This is a genomic window from Ectobacillus sp. OTK, from assembly GCF_059698935.1.
This window is the reverse complement of sequence record NZ_AP048547.1, coordinates 4,703,811-4,728,104: the sequence shown is the minus strand read 5'-3', so window position 1 is coordinate 4,728,104 and position 24,294 is coordinate 4,703,811. Positions and strand designations below refer to the sequence as shown.

Below are 24,294 nucleotides of genomic sequence, written 5' to 3'. Positions count from 1 at the left end.
ATAGAATTAACTCGCGTTATAACGTTTCCAGTGAATTTTCCTAAAATCAAGGCCGGCAAGAAATAAGGTAAGCTCGGTTCTGCCGTGATATACTGGTCTACCTTTCCGATCCTTGCTTACTAGGACAATGGGCACGTTTGGAAAATATGGTACAAATTTATTACGGACTTGATCGATATAGTCGTCCGAGTTATAAAATAAACCATTTTCTACAACGGCAATCGCAAACGTCACACCTTGTTCCTGAACTAGAGCTCCTTCGAATTCCATGGTACTCCATCTCCCTTCATAGATGTATTCCGGTACAATTCGCTACAGATAAGAAAAATTCCTTCTAGTAATGTATCAAAATATACAAAATCGACTGAAAAAAGAAATTTATTTTTTTATAACCTGCAATTCTTTTGGATATTTAGTCAAGATTTCTGTGCCCTGTTTCGTTACGTATACATCATCCTCAATACGTACACCTCCAATAGCAGGGACGTATATGCCGGGCTCAATCGTAAATACCATCCCTTCCTTTAAGGGAGCTGTATTGGCATCTGTAACAGAAGGGTATTCATGTACGCTAATTCCTAAGCCATGACCGAGACGGTGCGGAAAATAATTTCCATACCCAGCTTGCTCAATATGTGAACGTGCGGCACGGTCAATCGTATCAAATGGTACACCAGGCTTGCACGCTTCAATTGCTTTTTGCTGCGCCTTGAGCACAGTATTATATATGCGCTTTTGTTCTTCCGTCACATTTCCGAATGCAACAGTACGTGTAATATCGGAGCAGTAGCCGTCGATGACTACACCTAAATCAAATAAAACAAAGTCACCGCGCTGAATACGGTTCGCACCCGGAACGCCATGCGGCAGGGCTGAGTTTGTGCCGGTTAGCACCATCGTATTGAAAGCCATTTGTTGAATCCCTTTTTTCTTCAGCTCTGTTTCAATCGCTGCCAAAATTGTAAGTTCTGTTTTTCCCTCCGCAATTTCATTTACACCGATTTCGATTGCATAGTCCGCCATATATGCTGCTTGGCGCAAAATAGTGAGCTCCTGCTCATCTTTTATAAGGCGAAGCTCATGCAGCTTTGCTTCTGCAGTGATAAAATCGGCATTCGGAAAGAGGCCCTGCAGGCTTTCATACCGTTCTACGCTTAAATGCTCCTTCTCAATTGCTATCGTGCGATCGAGAACACCTCGCTTTTCAATCGCTTTTGAGATAAGCGACCATATATTGTCGGTATCGCTGTATCCAATAATTTCGTGCAGCCAGCCTGCATTCCGCGCTTGGTTCTCTTCCATTTTTGGACAAATTAAAATCGGCTCGCTTTCGGGAAAAATAAACAATCCCAGCAGCCGCTCATGCGGCTCGCAATAAAATTTGCTCATGTAAAATACATTCGGTGTAGATGTAAGGAAAGCTGCATCTGTATCGTGTTCTTGCAGCCAATGCATCATATTTTGCAGCCGTTGGTTCATATCTCAACCCCCCTGTTTCGTTATTATAACTTTACTGTTTCTCTGTTGCGATGACAAGGGAGTAAGCGTTAAAACAGACAAGATTTACTAAATTTGTATATAATAGAAGGAGTGAAAAAAGATTTTAAGGAGGAGAATCAAAATGAAGGTATCTTATCATGGTCATTCCGTCGTCAAGATTGAAACAAGTGATTCTACAATTTTAATTGATCCGTTTTTAACAGGAAACCCACAGGCGGATTTGAAAGCGGATGAGGTAAAAGCTGATGCCATTTTACTTACGCACGGCCATGGTGACCACGTTGGCGACACAGTAGCGATTGCGAAGCAGAATGATGCCTTGGTTGTAGCAACCGCTGAATTGGCGGCATTTTTGGGCTGGCAGGGAGTAAAAACTCACGGCATGCATATCGGGGGCTCACGCGCATTTGACTTCGGTACGGTAAAGCTTACGCAAGCGTTTCACGGCTCTGCTTATATTGACGAACAAACAAAGACAATTACATATACAGGCATGCCGGCTGGGATCTTGTTTACGGCAGAAGGGAAAACTATTTATCACGCAGGGGATACAGCACTGTTTTCGGACATGAAGCTGATTGGCTCCCGTCATTCCATTGATGTAGCATTTTTGCCGATTGGTGACAACTTCACAATGGGACCCGAGGATGCAGCGCTTGCCGCTGAATGGCTTGGCGCAAAAATTGTGGTGCCGATGCATTATAATACATTCCCGCCGATTCAGCAGGATCCGCACCGTTTTGTGGAAATGCTGCAGGGAAGTGTGGGCAGAGTATTACAGCCGGGAGAAGCAATTGAATTGTAGAAGAATAAAGGAAAGAGGCGCTTAGGGGTTGTGCGCTTCTTTTTTTTGTGTATTATAAAAGAATAATACAGTTTCTGTTCCTTTCAGTGTAACAGTCTTTGTTTTATCAAGAAATAGGCAAGAACACCGCTTCCTTCGACCAACGGAAGTCCCTTTGTGGGAGAGGAGCGTTAGCGAGTAGGTCGCGGGCAGTTCAAAGTGTAATGTTATTATAATGATGGAAGGAAAGTATGGTGAAGCTACTTGGCTACGAAACACAATCAGATTTTAGAGCATATTAACAGCTTGCCGGTAGGGCACAAAATCTCGGTGCGGCAAATTGCGAAGGACTTGAATGTAAGCGAAGGAACGGCATACCGAGCGATTAAGGATGCTGAGAATAAAGGCTATGTGAGCACGATTGAACGTGTCGGAACGATTCGGATCGAGAAAAAGAAGAAGGAAAACATTGAAAGGCTGACATATGCTGAGGTTATTAATATTGTAGACGGACAGGTTCTCGGCGGACGGGAGGGCTTACATAAGACATTAAATAAATTTGTAATTGGTGCGATGACGCTCGAAGCCATGATGAGATATACGGATGCGGGAAATCTTCTTATCGTCGGAAATCGGACGCAGGCGCATCAACTTGCGTTAGAAGCCGGGGCAGCCGTGCTGATTACAGGCGGATTTGATACAGAGGAGCATGTAAAAAAATTAGCAGACGAACTGAAGCTTCCGATTATTTCAAGCAGCTATGATACCTTTACGGTAGCAACGCTTATTAACCGTGCAATTTACGATCAATTGATCAAAAAGGAAATTGTGCTTGTAGAGGATATTTTAACGCCAGTCGAAAAGACCATTTCGTTTAAGCCGACAGACTTAGTTGCAAAGTGGCATGAATATAGCCAAGAAACACTTCACGGCCGTTATCCAATTATCGATGAGAATTTAAAGGTGCTGGGGATTATTACGGCAAAGGATATTATCGGAGTGCCGATAGAAACGCCTATAGAAAAGGCAATGACGAAAAATCCGATTACGGTAAACGGAAAGGTATCCGTTGCTTCAGCAGCACGGATGATGGTATGGGAAGGCATTGAGCTGCTTCCGGTTGTTGATGAGCAAAACAAATTGCAGGGTATTCTAAGCCGTCAGGATGTCCTGCAGGCACTGCAGATGATTCAACGTCAGCCGCAGGTCGGGGAGACCATCGAGGATATTGTTACCAATCAGTTTATCGATACGAAGGAAACAAAGAACGAGAGTGTCTACCGCTTCTCTGTTACGCCGCAAATGACAAATTCTATTGGAACATTATCATACGGTGTATTTACAACGATTGTGACAGAAGCGACAAATCGGGTGCTGCGTGCACATAAAAAAGGAGATCTTGTAGTGGAAAACTTAACAATTTACTTTGTTAAGCCAGTGCAAATCGATACAGTTATTGAAGTATATCCAAAGGTGATGGAGGTTGGAAGAAAGTTCGGAAAAGTGGACGTAGAGGTGTATCAAGAAGGGGAGGTTGTCGGAAAAGCACTGTTAATGGTGCAGTTAATCGACCGCTAGTAAAACAGAGTTCCACTTTAGTTATATCCTCTGTACGTTTTAGAGGGCTTGTGGTGCTTGATGCAAAGAAAGGATAAAGCTATCCGGTAAGCAGATAGCTTTATCCTTGTTAATTTAATTTTTCAGCTTCTTCTATAGCAAGAGGAAGAAAATGCTTGTATTGACGAAAGCCGTTATATGCACTTGCACCTCCTACCAGTATAAACAATACTCCTATGACGATGCTTATGGTAGAGAGATGAACGAAAAACTGATTCAATCCGAATAATGCAACAAACAATCCGAGCGCCATGCTTGATTTTCCAGAAAGCCATCCCTTTTCCATTGGACGGCGTGTACGGAAATACTTTGTTTTGTAAAATAGATAAAACATAAGTGAAACAACGATAAAAACAGCTAATACAGGCATGACTCACAATCCCCCATCATATTAGTAATTTATTTTTATTTTATCTGAATTTTCCCGCTGCTTGAAGTGTTTTCATGTATGATAGGAGCAGGAGCTATGAAGAAAAGGAGATCTATAAAGCTATGAAAGAACAAATTTTGCAGGCTATTAAGCAATTTGATACGATTATCATTCATCGTCATATTCGTCCAGACCCGGATGCATTAGGATCACAGTGCGGGCTTGGTACAATGCTGCAGGCATCGTTCCCAGAGAAAAATATCTATATGACCGGAGCGAATGAACCAACCCTTTCATACATGCACATCATGGATGAAGTGAATGACAGTACATATGAAAACGCGTTAGTCATTGTATGTGATACAGCCAATGAAGATCGCATTTGTGACCAGCGTTATAAAAATGGCAAAATGTTAATTAAGATTGACCATCATCCGAACGCAACACCGTACGGAGATTTGCTGTGGGTTGATACGACAGCAAGCTCGTGCAGCGAGATGATTTATGAGTTTTATTTATATGGACAAGACAAAGGTCTTGTATTGACAGAGGAATCAGCACGTCTTATCTTTGGCGGTATTGTCGGTGATACAGGACGCTTCCTATTCCGCAACACATCACCAAAAACATTTGAATACGCGGCGCAGCTTGTGGCGATGGGCATTGATTTTCCAGAGCTGTACAATGAAATGTACAAAACAAGTGTGAGCCTATCGCGTTTGAATGGATATATTTTGCAAAATTTCGAGCTCACGGAGGAGGGAGCATCCTATATTAAAATTTCCCGTGAGACAATGGAGAAGTTTGGCGTTACAACAGCAGAGGCTTCATCGGTTGTTGGAACGCTTGGAAGCATCGCGGGTATACGTGCATGGGTCTTGTTCCTTGAGGAAGAGAACTCCATTCGAGTTCGTCTTCGTTCCAAGGGGATTGTGATTAATAAATTAGCGGCCAAGTATAATGGCGGCGGGCATCCGTTAGCATCGGGTGCAACGGTCTATTCATGGGATGAAGCAGATGCGCTTGTTGAGGATTTACGTGCGCTTTGCAGACAATAGAGGGATTTTCAAGAAAAAAGCCAATTATCCTGCGTGGTCAGGACAATTGGCTTTTTTGGGATAGATAGGGAAGGATGTTTCCGCTTTTCTTATACTTTAAGAATTATAAATCTCTAACTGGAAGTCTATTCGACGGAGTAAGCAATTTTAGAAATCAAGTATCATCGCAACTGCGCTTCTGTCTTCGCCTAAAGGCTCGCCAATCGGTAAGTTTTCTTTATTTATCCGCAATTTTTAAGGAGATTTCCAATACTGTATCGAAATAAATGGAGTCGACTTTGAACCTATACTGCCGATCATCCCGCTCGTACGTTTTGTTTTCAATTGCCTTTTTCAGGAGTGCTTTATTTTTAGCAACGCTTTGAATGTCCTGTGTAAGCAATTCTCGCAGGTCGTCACGTACTGCGGTTGTGAGAGTGTGAACGGCCAGGCCATCTAAATCATACGCATCATGGTTAGTGATTGTAATTTTAATGTCTTGAATCGTTAAGATGCGTTTATTTTGCTCATTTTGCTTCTTTTGGTCCTCAAGCAGTAAATGCTTGTCTTGCTCCAATACTTGTATTCTTAGCTGTTGCTTTGCAATTGTAGAAGTTTGCTCTTCATGATAAATTCCGTACATATATAAAAAAATAATCCAGCTCAGTACGCCTCCGATCGCTGCTCCCGCAAAAAACATTTGCCATGTTCTTGTTTTATAGAGTGGAGGAATTCTCATACATGCTCCTGTGTTATCCACTTAATGATCGTAAGCCCGGTTTGCATCCCGCCCATAGCAAATAAGATAAGCAGCACCTGTTTGATGATATCCCTCGTCTCACCTTGGAAAATCCCGCGTTCAAAGCTATAAAAGGTATCGAATGTTCCGCCAATGGCCGCTACGAGCGCCCAAATACGCAGATTTTGCGAAAATCGGTTAATCATAGTGAGCGGCGGTTCTCCGGCTAAAAATGAGCCGAGACCTCCAAGCAGCGACCCTCCGAGCATAACGCCAAATGCAATGAAGTAACTCGTAATGAGAAGAGACAAAAAGGTTTGTTTTACCTCCAATGCGACCACCCTTTCCTATCACTATATATATGGACAGGGACTGGGGAGTATGTTTTGATTTCACGTTAAACCATCACTTATAATGAAAGAATGTGAATATGTGAGGAAATGGGGTGCAGCAAGTGACATTCGTACATTTGCAATGCCAAACTGTGTACAGCTTGTTGCAAAGCGCGTGCAAAATTGAAACGCTTGTACGCCGTGCGAAGGAATTGGGGTTTCAGGCGCTTGCTATTACAGATCAAAACGTGATGTACGGTGTAATTCCGTTTTATAAAGCATGCAAGGCGGCTGGTATACATCCAATTATTGGGTTAACGGCCTCTGTATTGGAGGATGGAGAAGCTTCGTCATATCCACTCGTGCTATTGGCCGAAAATGAGATAGGCTATCGGAATTTACTTAAGATTTCAAGTACCATTATGACGAAGACAAGGAATGGGATTCCGAAGAAATGGCTTGCTCGTTACGCAGGCGGCTTAATTGCCATTTCACCGGGCTTAAAAGGAGAGGTGGAGCAGCTCCTGCTTCAGCAGGAGGACGAGCGGGCGAGAGCAGTGATTGCCGGCTATAGGGAGATCTTTTCTTCTTTTTATCTCAGTGTACAAAATCATGGTTTGCCTGAGGAAAGGCTGCTGCAAGCACGTCTGCTGCAGTTGAGTGAGGAAATGCATGTACCGCTTGTGGCAGCAAATGATGTTCATTATGTGGATAAAGCAGATGCCTTTGTTCAAGATTGCTTGTTGTGCATTGAGCATGGCGTAAAGGTAGAGGATTCAAACAGACCGCGTCTTAGAACTGAGGAATATGATTTAAAATCAGCGGAACAAATGGAGGAGCTATTTCCCTTTCTTCCAGAGGCACTCAGTCATACAGTACAAATTGCACAGCGCTGCCAAGTTGAAGTCACCTTTCATGAGAGCCGTTTGCCAGAGTTTCCAATCGATACGGGCGAAACGTCAGATGAGTTTTTACAGCGTATTTGCGAGGAAGGGCTTCATAAGCGCTATGAGCGTATAACGGCTGTACATAGAGAGCGGCTGCAGCATGAACTACGTGTCATTAGCAGTATGGGCTTTAGCGATTATTTTTTAATTGTATGGGATTTTATGAAGTATGCACATAGCCTTCGTATGCTGACAGGACCTGGCCGAGGGTCGGCTGCCGGCTCGCTCGTTGCGTATGTATTAGAAATTACAGATATTGATCCTATTCGATATGAGCTGTTATTTGAGAGATTTTTAAATCCAGAGCGTGTGACAATGCCTGATATTGATATTGATTTTCCCGATGTCCGCCGCGACGAAATCATTTCGTATGTTGCGAAGAAATACGGTCAGCTGCACGCGGCGCAAATTATTACATTTGGTACGCTGGCTGCAAAAGCCGCAGTGCGTGATATCGGGCGTGTGATGGGGCTGTCGCAGCGCGAAATGGATCAGTTTTCCCGCCTAATTCCCTCACGCGCGGGAATCACATTGGAGCAGGCCTATGAGGACTCCGCTGTTTTACGAGAGTATACGGCAAGCAATCCGAGGTACGAGCGTGTGTTTTCAGTTGCCAAGCGTGTAGAGGGAATTCCGCGTCACACGTCGATTCATGCTGCCGGTGTAATTATAAGCGATGCCCCTCTTACAAATAGCGTAGCAGTGCAGCAGGGACACAATGATGTCTATATTACACAATATCCTGCAGAGGTATTAGAAGAGCTTGGATTACTTAAAATCGATTTTCTTGGCTTGCGCAATCTTACTATTTTGGAGAACATTTGCAGCTTTATTTCTGAAACGAGCGGAGAAGCGGTTGATTTACAGCGCCTGCCTCTTGATGATGAAGCGACCTTTTCACTTCTTGGACAAGGAGATACGACGGGCGTGTTTCAGCTTGAATCATCAGGGATGCGCAATGTCTTGAAGGCGCTGCAGCCCTCTGTGTTTGAGGATATTGTTGCTGTCAACGCTTTATACAGACCTGGTCCCATGGAGCAAATCCCCGCCTTTATTGAAGCGAAGCACGGAAAGAGGGCTGTACAATATCCGCATCCGGACCTAGAACCGATTTTGAAAAAAACATACGGGGTTGTAGTATACCAAGAGCAGATTATGGAAATTGCTTCTAAGATGGCAGGTTTTTCTCTCGGTGAAGCAGATTTGCTGCGCCGAGCTGTCAGCAAGAAGAACCGTGACATTTTGGATAGAGAGAGGGAGCCGTTTGTAAACGGCTGTTTAGCTAAGGGCTATGACGAAGCAACCGCTCAGGCTGTATACGACTTAATTGTTCGTTTCGCGAATTATGGTTTTAACAGAAGTCATGCTGTTGCCTACAGTATGGTTGCCTATCAGCTCGCTTATTTAAAAGCGCACTACCCGATCGCCTTTTCAGCAGCACTTTTGACGAGCTCGCTTGGCAACGAAGAGCGCATGATGCAATATGTGCGTGAAGCGAAGCGAAAGGATATCCGAATTTTCCCTCCTTCTATCCAAACGAGTGCTTATCAGTTTTATCCTGAGGAAGACGGTATTCGATACAGCTTGCTTGGTATTCGCGGCATCGGCAGTGCAACAGTAAGAGACATTTTGCAGGAGCGCCGCAAAGGGCCCTTTGCTGACCTGTTTCAATTTTGCGTCCGTTTGCCGTCGCGAACTGCGAATCGAAAGCATCTAGAGTTACTAATTGGAGCGGGCTGCTTTGATTGCTTTGGAGTAGAGCGAGCTTCCTTGCTTGCCAGCATAGATGCAGCATTGGAATATGCAGCACTCGTTCGGCCGGATGATGAAAATCAAGCCGAGATGTTTTTAGACGAGGACCTTGTTCCAAAGCCAGCGTATACGGAGACAGTCCCGATGCAGCTCGCTGCACGGCTGCGTTTAGAAAAAGAAACACTCGGTTTATATTTATCCGGCTATCCGACGCAGGAATACGAATCGCTTATACAGGAGCTGCAAATCCCGACGCTTTCGGAGGCCGTCAAAAGCCGGAATAAACATGTTCGTTCCATTGTCTTTATAACCGAAGTAAAAGTAGTTCGTACGAAGGCAATGCAAAATATGGCCTTTTTGACCATTTGCGACAGGGAGGAAGAATGGGAGGCAGTCGTATTCCCAGATACGTATGCGCAGTTTCGTTCCGTTTTGCAAGCGGACAGCACAGTGCTTCTTGAAGGGACGGTGAGTGTGCGCAATAACCGAACACAATGGGTTGTCAGCGGCGCATATACGCTCGGGCGCATAGAGGATTACGAAGCAGCAAGAGATAACCGTTTATATATCAAGCTGCCGTCTCGATACGACAAAGGACTGCTTGCGAAGATTACGAAAACTTTATTGCATTATCCGGGACTTGCCCAAGTATTTATTTATTATGAAAAAGAACATAAAATGGTACAGTTATCCCGTCCTTTTTCTGTACATCCTAATGAAGAATGCATCGAATCGCTGAAGGAAATTTCAGGCGCTGAGAACGTTGCATTAAAAATGTGATAGACTTTTTCGTGTCTTGTCCATTATATTAATAATAAAGCTCGTGGTCAGACCACTTTGGAGAGAAGAAAAACGCAGCTGCAATCCAATATGAGGAGAGTGAACGTTTTGTCAACACTTCGCGACGAAGCATTACATATGCACCGGGTACACCAAGGGAAGCTTGAAACTGTATCAAAGGTTAAGGTGGAGAATGCAAAGGACTTAAGTCTTGCGTATTCACCAGGCGTGGCAGAGCCGTGCAAAGCTATTTATGACGATAAAAGCAAGGTGTACGAGTATACAGTGAAGGGAAATATGGTTGCTGTTGTAACTGACGGCACAGCTGTATTGGGTCTCGGAAATATAGGTCCAGAGGCTTCGCTGCCCGTTATGGAAGGAAAAGCGGTGCTATTTAAAAGCTTTGCTGGTGTTGATGCATTTCCAATTGCTTTAAATACAAACGATGTAGAAAAGATTATTGAAACTGTCAAATTAATGGAGCCGACATTTGGCGGTGTTAACCTTGAGGATATTGCAGCACCAAATTGTTTTATTATAGAAGAACGCTTGAAGAAGGAAATGAATATTCCTGTGTTTCACGATGATCAGCATGGTACCGCAATTGTTACGGTAGCGGGACTTGTGAACGCTTTGAAATTAGTAGGTAAAAAGATGTCTGAAATTAAAGTTGTCGCAAATGGAGCGGGCGCTGCCGGTATTGCAATTATGAAGCTGTTATATCGCTATGGTGTTCGTGATATTATTATGTGTGATACAAAAGGTGCCATTTACGAGGGGCGTCCGATCGGCATGAACGCAGTAAAGAATGAGATAGCAAAATACACGAATCGTGACCGCAAGCAAGGCTCGCTTGCGGATGTCATTCAAGGAGCGGATGTGTTTATCGGTGTATCGGCAGAAGGTGCCCTAACAAAGGGGATGGTGCAAACGATGAACCGTCAGCCGATTATTTTTGCGATGGCGAACCCTGTACCGGAAATTATGCCGGCAGATGCGAAAGAGGCGGGTGCAGCAGTCATTGGCACAGGAAGATCTGATTTTCCGAATCAGGTGAACAATGTATTGGCGTTTCCAGGCATTTTTCGAGGTGCGCTTGATGTGCATGCCACGCAAATTAATGAAGAGATGAAGGTCGCAGCCGTACAAGCAATTGCGGAGCTCGTATCAGCTGAGAAATTACATGCTGACTATATTATCCCAGCACCGTTTGATCCGCGCGTTGCTCCGCAGGTAGCGGCATACGTGGCAAGGGCCGCAATGGAGACGGGTGTGGCGCGCCGGAAGGTGAATCCAGACGAAGTAGCTGAGAAAACAAGAAGATTAGCGATTATAGGAAAACAGTAAGCGGGGAATGTCCATTGACAGTAGCACAATCGAAGGTATATCTAGAAATTGTTCATAAAATTCGTTCCATTATGGAGGAAGATGGCCTTAAGGCTGGTGACCGTCTTCCTTCAGAAAGAGAACTGAGTGCACGCCTGAACGTCGGGCGTTCCTCTGTGCGTGAGGCACTTCGTGCACTGGAGCTTGTCGGTTTAATTGAAACGCGCCGCGGCGAGGGAACGTTTGTGAAGCATTTTTATGAGAACGGTCTTGTGCAGCTGATTGCAACGTTTTTGCTGCAGGACGAAAAGACAAAGCAGGACCTGCTGCAGGTGAAGATGCTGCTCGAGCGAGATGTATTAAGCCTTCTGATTGGCAAAACAGAGGAACAGCTTCTGCCGCTCTCACAGCTTCTTTCCTCTGATGAAACGTCCTTATTCATTTTTCATCAAGCGTTTTTTAAGCAGGCTGTTGAGCTTACGAACAATTACCTGCTATACCGTATTTGGCTTATTGTGAGCGAGTATGCAGCGACATTTTCTTGTAAAGTTGAAGTGCCGTTGGAAGATATAACCTATTACAAGGAAATTTATAGAGCAATAGAAAACAAGGATATAGAACAGATGCTGCATTGTTACGAGGAGATTTCAAAAATAATCCTGTTGCACATGTAAGCTTTGGAATTTGTCGAAGCGGCCTTGACATGTTGTGACAAACATTCTATTTAGCAATGTTTAAAGTAAAGAGAACGGTCAGCTTATTTCTAGATTCGGATAAAGCTGTATCCAACTACAAAGGAGGGGTAATGTGCTAAGAGATTTGTTTATTAAGAAAAAGAAATACGCAGCAATTCCTTCAGAGCAAATGAGAAGAGATGTACCGGACGGTCTTATGACAAAATGTCCGCAGTGTAAAAAAATTATGTATACGAAAGAGCTTCTAAAAAACCTAAAGGTGTGCGCAAATTGCGGCTATCACCATCCGATGAATGCGTGGGAGCGGTTAGACAGCCTGCTTGATGAACAAACGTTTTTAGAATATGATCAGGAAATGATTTCGGCGAATCCGCTCCAATTTGAAGGCTATGAGGAAAAACTGGAGGGAGACCGCAAACGAACGAAGCTCAATGAAGCGATTGTAACCGGAGAGGGAACAATTGATGGGATGCTTGTTGTTGTCGCTGTAATGGATTCGCGCTTTCGCATGGGGAGCATGGGTTCAGTCGTGGGAGAGAAAATCGCGCGTGCTATCGAAAAAGCGCGGGAGCTGCAAGTACCGTTCCTTATTTTCACGGCATCGGGCGGTGCAAGAATGCAAGAAGGGGTATTGAGTCTGATGCAAATGGCAAAAACAAGTGCCGCCCTAAAGCGATTTAGCGAAGATGGAGGCCTTATCATTTCTATTATGACTCACCCAACTACGGGCGGTGTTTCAGCAAGTTTTGCATCACTTGGAGATTATAACTTAGCGGAGCCGGGTGCTCTTATTGGTTTTGCAGGGCGGCGCGTCATTCAGCAAACGGTGCGCGAGGAACTGCCAGAGGATTTTCAAACGGCAGAATTTTTGCTTCAGCATGGGCAATTAGATGCAGTGGTGAACCGTCTTGATATGAAGGAAACATTGAGCAAGATTATAGGAATTCATCATGTAGGAGGGACGGAGCATTGGCAGAATTAGAGTTTGAAAAGCCGATTGTCCAGCTGCGAAATAAAATTCGCGAACTGAAGGAGTACACGAACAACAGCCAAATGGACTTTAGCGAGGAAATTCGTATTCTAGAGGCGAAACTTGAGAATTTGGAGAATGAAGTATACGGCAATATGAAGGTGTGGGATCGAGTACAGACGGCTCGTCATCCAGAGCGTCCGACTACCTTGGATTATATTGAGCATATATTTACAGACTTTTTTGAGTGCCATGGTGACCGGGCTTTCGGAGATGATGCTGCTATTGTTGGGGGAATTGCCAAATACAAAGGAACTCCAATAACGGTGATTGGACATCAGCGCGGGAAGGATACGAAGGAAAATATTCGCCGCAACTTTGGCATGCCGCATCCGGAAGGCTATCGAAAGGCACTTCGCTTAATGAAGCAGGCTGAAAAGTTTAAGCGGCCAGTTGTTTGCTTTATTGATACGAAGGGTGCGTATCCTGGAAAGGCAGCAGAGGAGCGCGGACAAAGTGAAGCAATTGCGCGTAACTTGTTTGAGATGGCTGGTCTAACCGTTCCGATTGTTTGCATTGTCATTGGTGAAGGTGGAAGCGGCGGTGCGTTAGGTCTTGGTGTTGGAAATTATGTGCATATGCTGGAAAATTCAACTTACTCTGTTATTTCTCCAGAAGGAGCTGCGGCTATTCTTTGGAAAGATGCAAGTAAAGCAAAGGAAGCGGCAGAAGCGATGGGGATTACAGCAGCGGATTTGAAGCGTCTGGGCGTGATTGATGAAATTATCCCAGAGGTGCGCGGCGGAGCACATCGTGACGTAAAGCAGCAGGCAGAGCTCATTGATGGAGTGCTAGAGCAGTCGCTAGAGAAGCTGAAGCAGATGACTAAAGAAGAGCTTCTTGAACAGCGTTACGAGAAGTATATGAAAATGGGCCAAATTTCGTTTTCTGAAGAATCGATTTGGGCACAATAAAGAAAACTCTCTGATTTGCGAGCCGTTAGGTGAAGACAGAGGCATGGATACGGCTAGACTTTGCTCCTGCGGAAGAATGTTCTCCGTCACACAAGGCGATTTTTGCCTTTTGTGACGGAGGTTATTCTGGAGATTGGAGCATGCCGCGTACGCTAGACATTAAGAAAAGTGGAGGCGCCTTTGATTAGCCACGATAAGCAAACAATCCACGCACAAAACGCGAAGCTGTTCATAGAAGCTTCTTTGCCATGAAAGGTGCTTTTTTCCTTTTGTGTGAAGGTTATTTGGCTGCGAGGGTTTGGGCGCCGGAGCTAGATAATGCCTCAAAAAGCGATACTTTCTTAATCTATAGAAGAAAAAGCGTGCGTTCCTTTCTGAGAATGCACGTTTTTTCTTCTTAAATACGCATCTTCCCATTGTATTTCCATAATTTTTCGTGGTATTTTATTATAGGGCAAATAAACTTTCGAGGTGATTGCAGATGAAACGTATTGGAGTTTTGACTAGCGGCGGAGATTCGCCGGGAATGAATGCTGCTGTGCGCGCAGTTGTCCGCAAAGCAATTTATCATGACCTGGAAGTGTACGGTGTGTATCATGGATACTCAGGTCTCATTTCAGGTCATATCGAAAAACTAGAGCTTGGTTCTGTTGGTGACATTATTCATCGCGGAGGAACGAAGCTGTACTCAGCGAGATGTCCAGAATTTAGAACATTGGAAGGACAGATGAAGGGCATTGAGCAATTAAAAAAATTCGGTATTGAAGGACTTGTTGTAATTGGCGGCGACGGTTCGTACCAAGGAGCAAAAAAGCTAACAGAGCATGGTTTTCCTTGTGTAGGCGTTCCAGGAACGATTGATAATGACATTCCGGGTACTGATTTTACAATTGGTTTTGATACAGCGCTGAATACAGTAATTGACGCAATTGATAAAATTCGTGATACAGCAACTTCTCATGAACGTACATATGTGATTGAAGTTATGGGTCGACATGCTGGGGATATTGCGCTTTGGGCCGGTTTAGCGGATGGTGCAGAAACAATTCTGGTTCCAGAAGTAGACTATGATATGGAAGACATCATTTCACGTTTAAAGCGCGGTCACGAGCGCGGCAAGAAGCACAGCATTATCGTAGTTGCTGAAGGGGTAGGCAGTGCGATCGATATCGGTAAGAGAATTGAAGAGGCAACAAAGCTTGAAACACGTGTAACAGTATTGGGTCATGTACAGCGCGGCGGTTCTCCAAGCGCATTTGACCGTGTGTTAGCCAGCCGTTTAGGTGCGAGAGCTGTTGAGCTTCTCTTAGAAGGAAAGGGCGGCCGTTGCGTCGGTATTCAAAACAATAAGCTTGTGGACCATGATATTATTGAAGCGTTAGCGCAAAAGCACACAATTGATGAAGGTATGTATCGATTATCTCAGGAATTATCTATTTAGTAGGGCATAATTCGAATTTGTTACGTCAAAATTGGGAACGTTTCCATAAATAAGCGGAGGTATTGTATGCGTAAGACGAAAATAGTATGTACTATTGGACCGGCAAGTGAAAGTATTGAAAAATTAAAGCAGCTCATGGAAGCGGGTATGAATGTTGCTCGTTTGAATTTCTCGCACGGCAGTCATGAAGAGCACGGGGCACGTATTGCTAATATTCGTGAGGCAGCAAAGCAAACAGGAAAAACGGTTGCAATTTTGCTTGATACAAAGGGACCTGAAATTCGTACGCACGACTTTGAGAATGGACAAGCTGAATTAACAACAGGTTCAGAAGTAATTATTTCCATGGAGCCAGTTTTAGGAACAGCAGAAAAATTCTCAGTATCATATACAGGATTGTACGACGATGTTGATACAGGATCACGTATTTTAATTGATGATGGTTTGATCGAATTACAGGTTATTGGTAAAGCGAACGGCGAGATTCGTACGAAAGTATTAAATAGCGGTCTTGTGAAAAATAAAAAGGGTGTCAACGTACCAAATGTAAGCATTAAGCTGCCTGGTATTACTGAAAAAGATGTACAAGACATTCTTTTTGGTGTTGAGCAAGGTGTAGATTTTATCGCTGCTTCCTTCGTGCGTAAGGCATCCGATGTTTTAGAAATTCGTGAACTGTTAGCAGAACAAGGCGCGAAGCATATCCAAATCATTCCGAAAATCGAAAATCAAGAGGGTATTGATAATATCGATGCTATTCTAGAGGTTTCCGATGGTCTTATGGTTGCCCGCGGCGACATGGGTGTAGAAATTCCGCCGGAAGAAGTACCGCTCGTACAAAAGAGCCTGATTAAAAAGTGTAATCTTCAAGGAAAACCAGTTATTACAGCAACACAAATGCTTGACAGCATGCAACGCAACCCGCGTCCGACACGCGCAGAAGCAAGTGACGTAGCAAACGCAATTTTTGACGGTACAGATGCCATTATGCTTTCCGGTGAAACGGCTGCAGGACAATATCCTGTTGAATCAGTTAAAATGATGGCAACAATTGCGACTCGTGTAGAAAAGTCTCTAGGGTATCAAGATATTTTCCGTAAACGTATTAAGGAAGTACGCTCAACGATTGCAGATGCGATTTGTCAATCGGTTGCACATACAGCTCTTTCTTTAGATGTGGCAGCAATTGTAGCGCCTACAGAGAGCGGTCATACAGCAAAAATGATTTCTAAGTATCGTCCGAAATCTCCGATTATTGCTGTTTCTTCAGATGACCGTGTATGCCGCAAGCTTGCACTTGTATGGGGTGTACAGGCATATTTAGCACAAGATGCTGTATATTCTACAGATGAAATGCTTGAGGGTGCAATTCAAGCATCAAAAGAAACAGGTCTTGTTAAATCAGGAGATACAGTTGTAATTACCGCAGGTGTGCCGATTGGTGAAACAGGAACAACGAACTTAATGAAGGTTCATGTTGTAGGCGAGCAAATTGTTAAAGGACAAGGTATTGGCCGCAAAAGCAGCAAAGGACGAGTTGTTGTTGCGAAAACAGCTGAAGAAGCAATCGCAAAGATGCAACCTGGAGCTATTTTAGTTACAACTAGCACTGATAAGGATATGATGCCGGCAATTGAACAAGCAAGCGCACTTGTAATTGAAGAAGGCGGTTTAACAAGCCATGCAGCTGTTGTAGGCGTATCTATCGGGATTCCGGTTATCGTAGGCGTAAATAATGCTATTTCTGTTTTAAAGGACGGTCAGGAAGTAACGGTTGATGCAGCACGCGGTATTGTCTATAACGGACATGCAGTAGTTCTATAAGGGATTAAAAAGGGAGAGAGTAATATCTCTCCTTTTTTCACACTTGCAGAAAATTTTAGGAACAAAGTGCAACTACGCCTCTGTCTTCGCCTGCCGGCTCGACAATCGGCTAGTTTTCTTTATAGGAGGGGAAAATCGTGGTAAAGTTTCTTGTCCTGTTATTTATTGCTGTGCCTGCTTTGGAGGTTGTGCTGCTTGTAGCATCGAGCCATTTGATTGGTATCTGGCCGACATTTTTGATGATTATGGTAACGGGCATCGTTGGGGCATATTTGGCGAAGAAGCAAGGGGTAGCAGTTCTGCGGGATATTCAGTATCGTCTGAGCCGCGGTCAAATGCCAACGGAATCCCTTTTGGATGGGGGATGTATTTTGATTGGAGGAACATTGCTGCTTACACCGGGCTATGCGACCGACATTATCGGCTTTTTTCTTCTGCTCCCGGCTACAAGAAAGATTGTTAAATACTGGGTCATAAAATGGGTTGAGAAGAAAATAAAGCAAAATAAACAGACGATTATTTGGAAATAAAAAGCGATTCGGCAACAGTCCGAATCGCTTTTTATAAGGAAAGCTATGCTTTAGTGCCTTTAATAAAACGCCAAAGATCGCGAAATACATTCGCGTCATACAATGTTTTAAGAAGAACGAGCGTCACTGGGCCGATAATAAGGCCAAGAAAACCATATAGCTTAAATCCAACAAAAAGCGCAATGAGTGTTGGGAGCGGGTCGAGACCGATGTTTGAAGATAATACCTTTGGTTCCATGATTTGCCGCTGTACGATGACGACAATATATAAAACAAGAAGGCCGACAGCAAGCGGGGTACTGCCTGTAAAGTAGGCGTATAAGATCCATGGTACAAATACTGCCCCTGTTCCAAGGTACGGTAATAGGTCCACAATTCCAGTTACAATAGCAATTGTAATAGCATATGGTACGCGTAAAACGAGCAATCCGATGAGTACAATAATGGTTGTCATCGAGACAAGCGTGAATTGCGCTTTAATGAAGCCGAGGAGCGCTTTACGTAAATCACCGAAAATGGTTTCGCTATATACGTGAATGCGTGTTGGCAGTATGCGTTTTACACCACGCCCAATTTTGTGCCAATCGTTGCTAATAAAAAATGTGGCAAGCAAAATAAAAATCAGAACAGTTGCTGTTGTTGGAAGAACACGTAAAAAGTTGGTCAATCCGCTTAAAATGGCTGTAAGTAAATCTTGCGCTTTTTGTGTGAGATCCGCGCCCAGATTTTGAATATTAGATGAGATTGTATTTTGCTGTGTTTCCCCAAGACGATTAAACCTTGTAGCTAAATCCTCATATAGCGGCATAATATTATGAACAATGATATTCTGTACATATGCAACAAGCTTCGGGAATTGATTTGGCAAAATCTCAAGCAAGTACGTAGCGGCAGCGATAGCCTCCGTTACGAGAAGAATGACAAGCCCTACTACTGCACCGAATACAAGGATGAGCGTTACGAATACGGCAAGCGATCGCGGGAAGCGAAGCCTTTGCTCGAGAACATCGACGATCGGATTCATCGCATATGCTAAACAAAGGGCAACAATAAATGGATATACCAGGCTTGAAATATAAAAGAGAGCATACAATCCAACCACTATGGATGCTGCTACAAAAATAAGCCGAAGTACTATGTTCATGTAATCTCGATTTAAAATGGAGCATTCCTCCTGTTCGGAGTATATTTTTTATAATATGGGGAGATGTAGTTTTTCCCACTTCTTATTTTACATGGTATTAAGGAGAAAAAAAAGCCGCTCTCAGGCAAGATTTTCCTAATATTTCTTAAAGTATTTGTAAAATATTATTTTTATAGGAAAGGGTAAAAATTTATGTTTAGTCAATCTGTTTTATTTTTATTCATTTTACTCGTTATCGGCTTACTTGCGAAAAATCAATCGCTTACCATTGCCGTGCTTGTACTTCTCCTCGTGAAGTGGACATCCCTTGGAGAGAAATTATTTCCGTATTTACAACAGAAAGGAATTAATTTTGGCGTAACCATTATTACGATTGCTGTTCTCGTTCCTATCGCCTCTGGAGAAATTGGCTTCAGGCAGTTGACGGAGGCGGTAAAATCCTATTATGCTTGGATTGCACTAGCGTCCGGTATTGCTGTGGCACTGCTGGCTAAGGGAGGGCTGAACCTGCTTGCAAGCGATCCTCATATTACAACAGCTCTTGTGCTTGGAACAGTGATAGCTGTTGCGCTTTTTAACGGGGTCGCGGTTGGACCGCTTATTGGAGCGGGTATTGCGTATATGGTTCTGCATATGGTACAAATGTTAAGGTAGAGTGATTTTATCCTGATATAAAATATATGAATTCTTTTCATTCACAAAAGTCAGATAATTGTTTATAATGGTACGTAAGGGAGTGCCCAGGATATACCGGCAATGAAAATTGTATGGTGGAAAAGTAGCACCAACATAAAACAATGCCAGGCTGCATTGTTTTATGTCGTGTTATTTTTCCTCTAGGCACTTCAGGGTTGGGGAGAAATCTGTGGAAAAGGAGAGATTACTATGGCAGTTACTCGAGGTCTTGAAGGGGTAGTAGCCACAACCTCATCGATTAGCTCTATTATTGATGATACTTTAACGTATGTAGGCTATACGATCGATGACTTGGCAGAGAATGCTTCATTTGAAGAGGTTGTGTACTTACTATGGCACCGCAAGCTTCCGAATAAGGCAGAACTGGAGGAGCTAAAAGCTCAGCTAGCTGCTAACGCGCAGATTCCTGCAGAAGTTATTGCATATTTAAAAGCAACAAAATTAGATACAGCCCATCCAATGTCTGTTCTACGCACAGTTATTTCCATGCTATCGTTATACGACGAAAGTGCGGAAGCAATGGACGGAAAATCCAATTATTTGAAAGCGGTTAAACTGCAGGCGCAGGTTTCAACAATTGTAGCTGCATATTCTCGTATCCGCAAAGGCTTAGAGCCAATTGCACCAAATCCCAAACTCGGCTTTGCAGCTAACTTTTTGTACATGCTGAATAACAGAGAGCCGAATGAAATCGAGATCCAAGCATTTGACAAAGCGCTCGTTCTGCATGCTGATCATGAGCTAAATGCATCGACATTTACGGCACGCGTATGCGTGGCGACGCTTTCTGATGTGTATTCTGGCATTACAGCTGCACTGGGTGCGTTAAAAGGCCCTCTTCATGGCGGTGCAAATGAAAACGTAATGAAGATGCTTATGGAAATTGGCGATGTGGAAAACGTTGAGCCGTACATCTTAAATGCCTTAAACAATAAAGTAAAGATTATGGGCTTTGGACACCGCGTATACCGAAGCGGAGATCCGCGTGCGAAGCACTTAAAAGAAATGTCTAAACAGTTAGCTGCAATTACTGGAGAAACAAAATGGTATGAAATGTCTTTGCAAATTGAAGATATCGTAACATCTTCCAAGAATTTGCCGCCGAATGTAGACTTCTACTCTGCTTCTGTGTACCATTGCTTAGGAATTGATCATGATTTATTTACGCCAATCTTCGCGGTAAGCCGCATGTCTGGCTGGCTTGCTCACATTCTTGAGCAATATGAAAACAACCGTCTTATCCGTCCACGTGCGGACTATACAGGTCCAACGCACCAAACATACGTGGCAATTGATCAAAGAGCGTAATTTCCGTTTGGGATTTTGCCTGTTTCGGGCAGACTGAATAATGGAAATAGGAAAACCAGCTATTGAGATTGATTAGGACCCGCTTGCGGGTCTCTAGTCTGTTTCATACATATTTTATAAATATGGAGGTAATCACATTGACTACAGGTGAAAAAATTACAGTAACGAACGGTGTACTGAACGTACCAAACAATCCAGTTATTCCTTTCATTGAAGGAGATGGAACAGGTCCAGATATTTGGGCAGCATCTGTACGCGTATTAGATGCAGCAGTTGAAAAAGCATATAAAGGCGAAAAGAAAATTGTTTGGAAGGAAGTACTTGCGGGAGAGAAGGCTTTCAATCAAACAGGTGAGTGGCTTCCTCAAGAAACGCTAGATGTAATTGATGAGTACTTGCTTGCGATTAAAGGCCCTCTAACAACTCCGGTAGGCGGCGGTATTCGCTCTCTAAACGTAGCATTGCGCCAAGAGCTTGACTTGTACGTATGCTTACGTCCTGTTCGTTATTTTGACGGTGTTCCGTCCCCTGTAAAGCGTCCAGAAGACACTGATATGGTAATCTTCCGTGAAAATACAGAGGACATCTATGCAGGTATTGAGTATCAAAAAGGTTCTGCAGAAGTACAAAAGGTACTTGAATTCTTACAAAATGAAATGGGCGTAAAGAAAATCCGTTTCCCTGAAACATCCGGTATTGGTATTAAGCCTGTTTCTGAAGAAGGAACAAAGCGCTTGGTTCGCGCTGCTATCCAATATGCAGTAGATCACGGCCGTAAATCTGTAACGCTTGTTCATAAAGGAAATATTATGAAGTTTACAGAAGGTGCGTTCAAGAACTGGGGCTATGAAGTGGCTGAGCAAGAGTTCGGCGACAAGGTGTTCACTTGGGCACAATACGATCGTCTTGTAGAAGAGCAAGGCAAGCAAGCAGCTAACGAGGCGCAGGCAGCAGCAGAAGCAGCTGGCAAAATTATTGTGAAGGATTCTATTGCGGATATCTTCTTACAACAAATCCTAACTCGTCCGAAAGAATTCGACGTAGTAGCAACAATGAACTTAAATGGCGACTATATTTCTGATGCATTAGCAGCGCAAGTAGGCGGCATTGGTATCGCGCCTGGTGCTAACATTAACTATGTAACGGGACATGCTATTTTCGAAGCAACGCACGGCACGGCTCCGAAGTATGCTGGCCTTGATAAAGTGAATCCATCTTCTGTTATTCTTTCAGGTGTACTAATGCTTGAACACCTTGGCTGGAATGAAGCAGCAAACTTAATCACAAGCTCCATGGAGAAAACAATTGCATCTAAAGTAGTAACATACGATTTCGCACGTTTAATGGACGGTGCGACAGAAGTAAAATGCTCTGAGTTCGGAGATGAATTGATTAAAAACATGGACGCGGTTCAAGTAAACGCGTAAACAAGAGGGCGGGGGAATTTCTCATGACAATTAAACGTAAAAAGGTTTCTGTCATCGGTGCAGGCTTTACTGGAGCAACAACAGCATTCCTATTAGCACAAAAGGAATTAGCAGATGTAGTATTGGTTGATATTGCACCATTAGAAAATCCTACAAAAGGAAAAGCGTTGGACATGCTTGAAGCAAGCCCGGTACAAGGCTTTGATGCGAATATTATTGGTACTTCCAACTATGCGGACACTGCTGATTCCGATGTAGTTGTAGTCACTGCGGGTATCGCGCGTAAGCCTGGTATGAGCCGTGATGATCTTGTTGCAACAAACTCCAAAATCATGAAGAGCGTAGCACAAGAAATCGTGAAGTATTCTCCAAATGCCATCATTGTTGTTTTAACAAATCCGGTTGATGCTATGACTTATACAATCTTTAAGGAGTCTGGCCTTCCGAAAGAGCGCGTGATTGGGCAATCTGGCGTTCTTGACACAGCTCGTTTCCGTACGTTCGTAGCGCAAGAGCTAAATCTGTCTGTAAAGGATGTAACAGGCTTCGTGTTAGGCGGCCATGGTGACGAAATGGTTCCGCTTGTGCGTTATTCCTATGCTGGCGGTATTCCGCTTGAAACATTAATTCCAAAAGATCGTTTAGATGCGATCGTAGAGCGCACGCGTAAAGGCGGCGGTGAAATCGTAAACCTTTTAGGAAACGGCAGCGCATACTACGCTCCAGCTGCTTCTCTTGTTGAAATGACAGAAGCGATCTTAAAAGACCAACGTCGCGTATTGCCGGCTATTGCCTACTTAGAAGGCGAGTATGGCTATAGCGATTTATACTTAGGTGTTCCTGTTATTCTTGGCGGAAACGGAATTGAAAAGATTATTGAGCTTGATCTTCTTGATGAAGAAAAAGCAGCTCTTGACCGTTCCGTAGAAGCTGTACGCAATGTAATGAAGGTTCTTGCTTAATTATAATTCGGAAAAAAGATTCGGGGTTTCCCCGAATCTTTTTTCTTTTACTTGAAAAATTTTCAGGTGCTATCCTTTATTGAGAAAAAATGGACTAGGAAGGGGTCCGAATTTTCGTATTTTTTAGTTGAATAAGAATGCTGAAAGCTTTAGCATAAAGGATATAAAGAGATGCTTTGTATCAAGAAACATTTTGATTAAAAGGAGCACTGCAATGGAATTAAACAACTGGTTAAATCGCGACATGCCTGAGGTGGCACAAAAGCTAGAAAAAATTAATATGGATCATTTTTTTAAAGAAAAGACAATCGGATTTGCCGGTAAAGAGATTGTATATAAAGTGCTATTTCATTTACGCTCTGCGCTATTTCCAGGGGTGTACGAAAACTATCCTATTGATGAGACGAGAGCGAATATTCTAATTGGGAACCGAATCCGAAATGCTGCCGTAGATTTGAGTAACTTAATCGAGAAGGCCTTTAAGAATGAATGTGCGATGAAGTATAAAACATTAGCCGAACGAAGAGATCGTGCAAATGAAATTACGATTCATCTGATTAGCCAACTGCCTGAAATACGTGAAACCTTAAATACAGATATTGAGGCTGCTTATAATGGAGACCCGGCAGCATTAAATACAGAGGAAATCTTGTTAAGCTATCCTTCTATCGAGGCTATTAGTATATACAGAATCGCGCACGTATTATATGAGATGAATGTACCGCTCATCCCGAGAATGATGTCAGAATATGCTCATCAACTAACGGGAATCGATATTCATCCAGGCGCTAAAATCGGAGAAAGCTTCTTTATTGATCATGGGACGGGTGTTGTAATTGGTGAGACCTGCATTATTGGGAAGAATGTAAAAATATATCAAGGCGTGACGCTCGGAGCAAAAAGTTTTCCGCTTGATGAGAATGGCAATCCAATAAAAGGAGTTAAAAGGCACCCTGAAATCGAGGATGGGGTTGTCATTTATGCTGGGGCTACGATTCTTGGCGGAGATACAGTGGTAGGCCATGATTCTACGATTGGCGGCAATGTTTGGCTTACTCATTCTGTACCGCCGTTTTCACAGGTATATAATTCCCAACCGTCTCCGATTATTAAACAAAGCGTTCCAAAATAAATATACA

At 43.4% G+C, this 24,294-nt stretch carries 22 protein-coding genes; 16 read left to right on the top strand and 6 right to left on the bottom strand.

Annotated features, from left to right (window positions below):
* Positions 1-6: 6 nt before the first annotated feature.
* The gene (locus tag AC6HZ4_RS23405; RefSeq protein ID WP_497492238.1) at positions 7-270 is read right to left on the bottom strand and encodes a hypothetical protein; all 264 of its coding nucleotides are present in this window, start codon (positions 268-270) and stop codon (positions 7-9) included.
* A gap of 108 nt (positions 271-378) precedes the next feature.
* Entirely contained in the window at positions 379-1,479 is a 1,101-nt protein-coding gene (locus AC6HZ4_RS23400; protein WP_497492237.1) for a M24 family metallopeptidase, read from the bottom strand.
* Between the two features lie 142 nt (positions 1,480-1,621).
* Between AC6HZ4_RS23400 and AC6HZ4_RS23395 the strand changes: the two genes are divergently transcribed.
* A complete protein-coding gene (locus AC6HZ4_RS23395; RefSeq protein WP_497492235.1) occupies positions 1,622-2,305 on the top strand; it encodes a metal-dependent hydrolase in 684 nt (227 codons plus the stop codon).
* Positions 2,306-2,548: 243 nt separating this feature from the next.
* Positions 2,549-3,862: a DRTGG domain-containing protein gene (locus AC6HZ4_RS23390; RefSeq protein WP_497492234.1), complete on the top strand. Its 1,314-nt coding sequence runs from the start codon at positions 2,549-2,551 to the stop codon at positions 3,860-3,862.
* Between the two features lie 109 nt (positions 3,863-3,971).
* On the opposite strand, the gene AC6HZ4_RS23385 is transcribed toward AC6HZ4_RS23390, so the two are convergent.
* Entirely contained in the window at positions 3,972-4,271 is a 300-nt protein-coding gene (locus AC6HZ4_RS23385) for a YtpI family protein (protein WP_497492233.1), read from the bottom strand.
* Positions 4,272-4,393: 122 nt separating this feature from the next.
* On the opposite strand from AC6HZ4_RS23385, the gene AC6HZ4_RS23380 reads away from it, so the two are divergent.
* Positions 4,394-5,329 (top strand): DHH family phosphoesterase, encoded by a 936-nt coding sequence (locus AC6HZ4_RS23380; RefSeq protein WP_497492231.1) that lies wholly within the window; start codon positions 4,394-4,396, stop codon positions 5,327-5,329.
* Between the two features lie 217 nt (positions 5,330-5,546).
* Here AC6HZ4_RS23380 and ytrI read toward each other — a convergent pair whose 3' ends face one another.
* Positions 5,547-6,047 carry a sporulation membrane protein YtrI gene (ytrI, locus tag AC6HZ4_RS23375; RefSeq protein ID WP_497492230.1) on the bottom strand — a complete coding sequence of 167 codons (501 nt, stop codon included), beginning with the start codon at positions 6,045-6,047 and terminating at the stop codon, positions 5,547-5,549.
* Positions 6,044-6,379: a sporulation membrane protein YtrH gene (ytrH, locus tag AC6HZ4_RS23370; protein ID WP_497492228.1), complete on the bottom strand. Its 336-nt coding sequence runs from the start codon at positions 6,377-6,379 to the stop codon at positions 6,044-6,046. Before ytrH ends, ytrI begins: the two co-directional genes overlap by 4 nt.
* A gap of 122 nt (positions 6,380-6,501) precedes the next feature.
* Here ytrH and AC6HZ4_RS23365 point away from each other — a divergent pair, with 122 nt between their 5' ends.
* The 8 genes from AC6HZ4_RS23365 to AC6HZ4_RS23330 all read left to right on the top strand — a co-directional run bounded on the left by AC6HZ4_RS23365 (position 6,502) and on the right by AC6HZ4_RS23330 (position 17,618).
* Entirely contained in the window at positions 6,502-9,858 is a 3,357-nt protein-coding gene (locus AC6HZ4_RS23365; RefSeq protein WP_497492227.1) for a DNA polymerase III subunit alpha, read from the top strand.
* A gap of 108 nt (positions 9,859-9,966) precedes the next feature.
* Positions 9,967-11,205, top strand: a complete 1,239-nt coding sequence (ystJ, locus tag AC6HZ4_RS23360; RefSeq protein ID WP_497492226.1) for an NADP-dependent malic enzyme — start codon at positions 9,967-9,969, stop codon at positions 11,203-11,205.
* 71 nt (positions 11,206-11,276) lie between these two features.
* The gene (locus AC6HZ4_RS23355; RefSeq protein WP_497495825.1) at positions 11,277-11,858 is read left to right on the top strand and encodes a FadR/GntR family transcriptional regulator; all 582 of its coding nucleotides are present in this window, start codon (positions 11,277-11,279) and stop codon (positions 11,856-11,858) included.
* A 133-nt stretch (positions 11,859-11,991) separates the two neighbouring features.
* A complete protein-coding gene (gene accD / locus AC6HZ4_RS23350; protein ID WP_497492225.1) occupies positions 11,992-12,861 on the top strand; it encodes an acetyl-CoA carboxylase, carboxyltransferase subunit beta in 870 nt (289 codons plus the stop codon).
* Positions 12,849-13,823 carry an acetyl-CoA carboxylase carboxyl transferase subunit alpha gene (gene accA, locus AC6HZ4_RS23345; protein WP_497492224.1) on the top strand — a complete coding sequence of 325 codons (975 nt, stop codon included), beginning with the start codon at positions 12,849-12,851 and terminating at the stop codon, positions 13,821-13,823. Before accD ends, accA begins: the two co-directional genes overlap by 13 nt.
* A gap of 481 nt (positions 13,824-14,304) precedes the next feature.
* Entirely contained in the window at positions 14,305-15,264 is a 960-nt protein-coding gene (gene pfkA / locus AC6HZ4_RS23340; RefSeq protein ID WP_497492223.1) for a 6-phosphofructokinase, read from the top strand.
* Positions 15,265-15,330: 66 nt separating this feature from the next.
* Entirely contained in the window at positions 15,331-17,088 is a 1,758-nt protein-coding gene (pyk, locus tag AC6HZ4_RS23335; RefSeq protein ID WP_497492222.1) for a pyruvate kinase, read from the top strand.
* Between the two features lie 137 nt (positions 17,089-17,225).
* Positions 17,226-17,618 carry an FxsA family protein gene (locus AC6HZ4_RS23330; RefSeq protein WP_497492221.1) on the top strand — a complete coding sequence of 131 codons (393 nt, stop codon included), beginning with the start codon at positions 17,226-17,228 and terminating at the stop codon, positions 17,616-17,618.
* A 43-nt stretch (positions 17,619-17,661) separates the two neighbouring features.
* Here AC6HZ4_RS23330 and ytvI read toward each other — a convergent pair whose 3' ends face one another.
* The gene (ytvI, locus tag AC6HZ4_RS23325; RefSeq protein WP_497492220.1) at positions 17,662-18,762 is read right to left on the bottom strand and encodes a sporulation integral membrane protein YtvI; all 1,101 of its coding nucleotides are present in this window, start codon (positions 18,760-18,762) and stop codon (positions 17,662-17,664) included.
* A 192-nt stretch (positions 18,763-18,954) separates the two neighbouring features.
* Here ytvI and AC6HZ4_RS23320 point away from each other — a divergent pair, with 192 nt between their 5' ends.
* The 5 genes from AC6HZ4_RS23320 (at position 18,955) to epsC (ending at position 24,287) form a co-directional block, all read left to right on the top strand.
* Entirely contained in the window at positions 18,955-19,416 is a 462-nt protein-coding gene (locus tag AC6HZ4_RS23320) for a DUF441 domain-containing protein (protein ID WP_497492219.1), read from the top strand.
* Between the two features lie 231 nt (positions 19,417-19,647).
* Complete coding sequence (gene citZ / locus AC6HZ4_RS23315) at positions 19,648-20,766, top strand: citrate synthase (RefSeq protein ID WP_497492218.1); 1,119 nt, start codon at positions 19,648-19,650, stop codon at positions 20,764-20,766.
* A 122-nt stretch (positions 20,767-20,888) separates the two neighbouring features.
* The gene (gene icd, locus AC6HZ4_RS23310; protein WP_497495824.1) at positions 20,889-22,193 is read left to right on the top strand and encodes an NADP-dependent isocitrate dehydrogenase; all 1,305 of its coding nucleotides are present in this window, start codon (positions 20,889-20,891) and stop codon (positions 22,191-22,193) included.
* A 23-nt stretch (positions 22,194-22,216) separates the two neighbouring features.
* The gene (mdh, locus tag AC6HZ4_RS23305; RefSeq protein WP_497492217.1) at positions 22,217-23,155 is read left to right on the top strand and encodes a malate dehydrogenase; all 939 of its coding nucleotides are present in this window, start codon (positions 22,217-22,219) and stop codon (positions 23,153-23,155) included.
* A 214-nt stretch (positions 23,156-23,369) separates the two neighbouring features.
* A complete protein-coding gene (gene epsC / locus AC6HZ4_RS23300) occupies positions 23,370-24,287 on the top strand; it encodes a serine O-acetyltransferase EpsC (RefSeq protein ID WP_497492216.1) in 918 nt (305 codons plus the stop codon).
* The last annotated feature ends 7 nt before the right edge of the window (positions 24,288-24,294 follow it).

Excerpts from the sequence above, each read along its gene's own strand:
- AC6HZ4_RS23320 (WP_497492219.1), top strand. The coding sequence starts at position 18,955 with ATGTTTAGTCAATCTGTTTTATTTTTATTCATTTTACTCGTTATCGGC.
- ytvI (WP_497492220.1), bottom strand. The coding sequence starts at position 18,762 with ATGAACATAGTACTTCGGCTTATTTTTGTAGCAGCATCCATAGTGGTT.
- ytrI (WP_497492230.1), bottom strand. The coding sequence starts at position 6,047 with ATGAGAATTCCTCCACTCTATAAAACAAGAACATGGCAAATGTTTTTT.
- mdh (WP_497492217.1), top strand. The coding sequence starts at position 22,217 with ATGACAATTAAACGTAAAAAGGTTTCTGTCATCGGTGCAGGCTTTACT.
- pfkA (WP_497492223.1), top strand. The coding sequence starts at position 14,305 with ATGAAACGTATTGGAGTTTTGACTAGCGGCGGAGATTCGCCGGGAATG.
- AC6HZ4_RS23400 (WP_497492237.1), bottom strand. The coding sequence starts at position 1,479 with ATGAACCAACGGCTGCAAAATATGATGCATTGGCTGCAAGAACACGAT.
- pyk (WP_497492222.1), top strand. The coding sequence starts at position 15,331 with ATGCGTAAGACGAAAATAGTATGTACTATTGGACCGGCAAGTGAAAGT.
- AC6HZ4_RS23385 (WP_497492233.1), bottom strand. The coding sequence starts at position 4,271 with ATGCCTGTATTAGCTGTTTTTATCGTTGTTTCACTTATGTTTTATCTA.
- AC6HZ4_RS23395 (WP_497492235.1), top strand. The coding sequence starts at position 1,622 with ATGAAGGTATCTTATCATGGTCATTCCGTCGTCAAGATTGAAACAAGT.
- citZ (WP_497492218.1), top strand. The coding sequence starts at position 19,648 with ATGGCAGTTACTCGAGGTCTTGAAGGGGTAGTAGCCACAACCTCATCG.
- epsC (WP_497492216.1), top strand. The coding sequence starts at position 23,370 with ATGGAATTAAACAACTGGTTAAATCGCGACATGCCTGAGGTGGCACAA.
- AC6HZ4_RS23405 (WP_497492238.1), bottom strand. The coding sequence starts at position 270 with ATGGAATTCGAAGGAGCTCTAGTTCAGGAACAAGGTGTGACGTTTGCG.
- AC6HZ4_RS23355 (WP_497495825.1), top strand. The coding sequence starts at position 11,277 with ATGGAGGAAGATGGCCTTAAGGCTGGTGACCGTCTTCCTTCAGAAAGA.
- AC6HZ4_RS23380 (WP_497492231.1), top strand. The coding sequence starts at position 4,394 with ATGAAAGAACAAATTTTGCAGGCTATTAAGCAATTTGATACGATTATC.
- icd (WP_497495824.1), top strand. The coding sequence starts at position 20,889 with ATGGAGGTAATCACATTGACTACAGGTGAAAAAATTACAGTAACGAAC.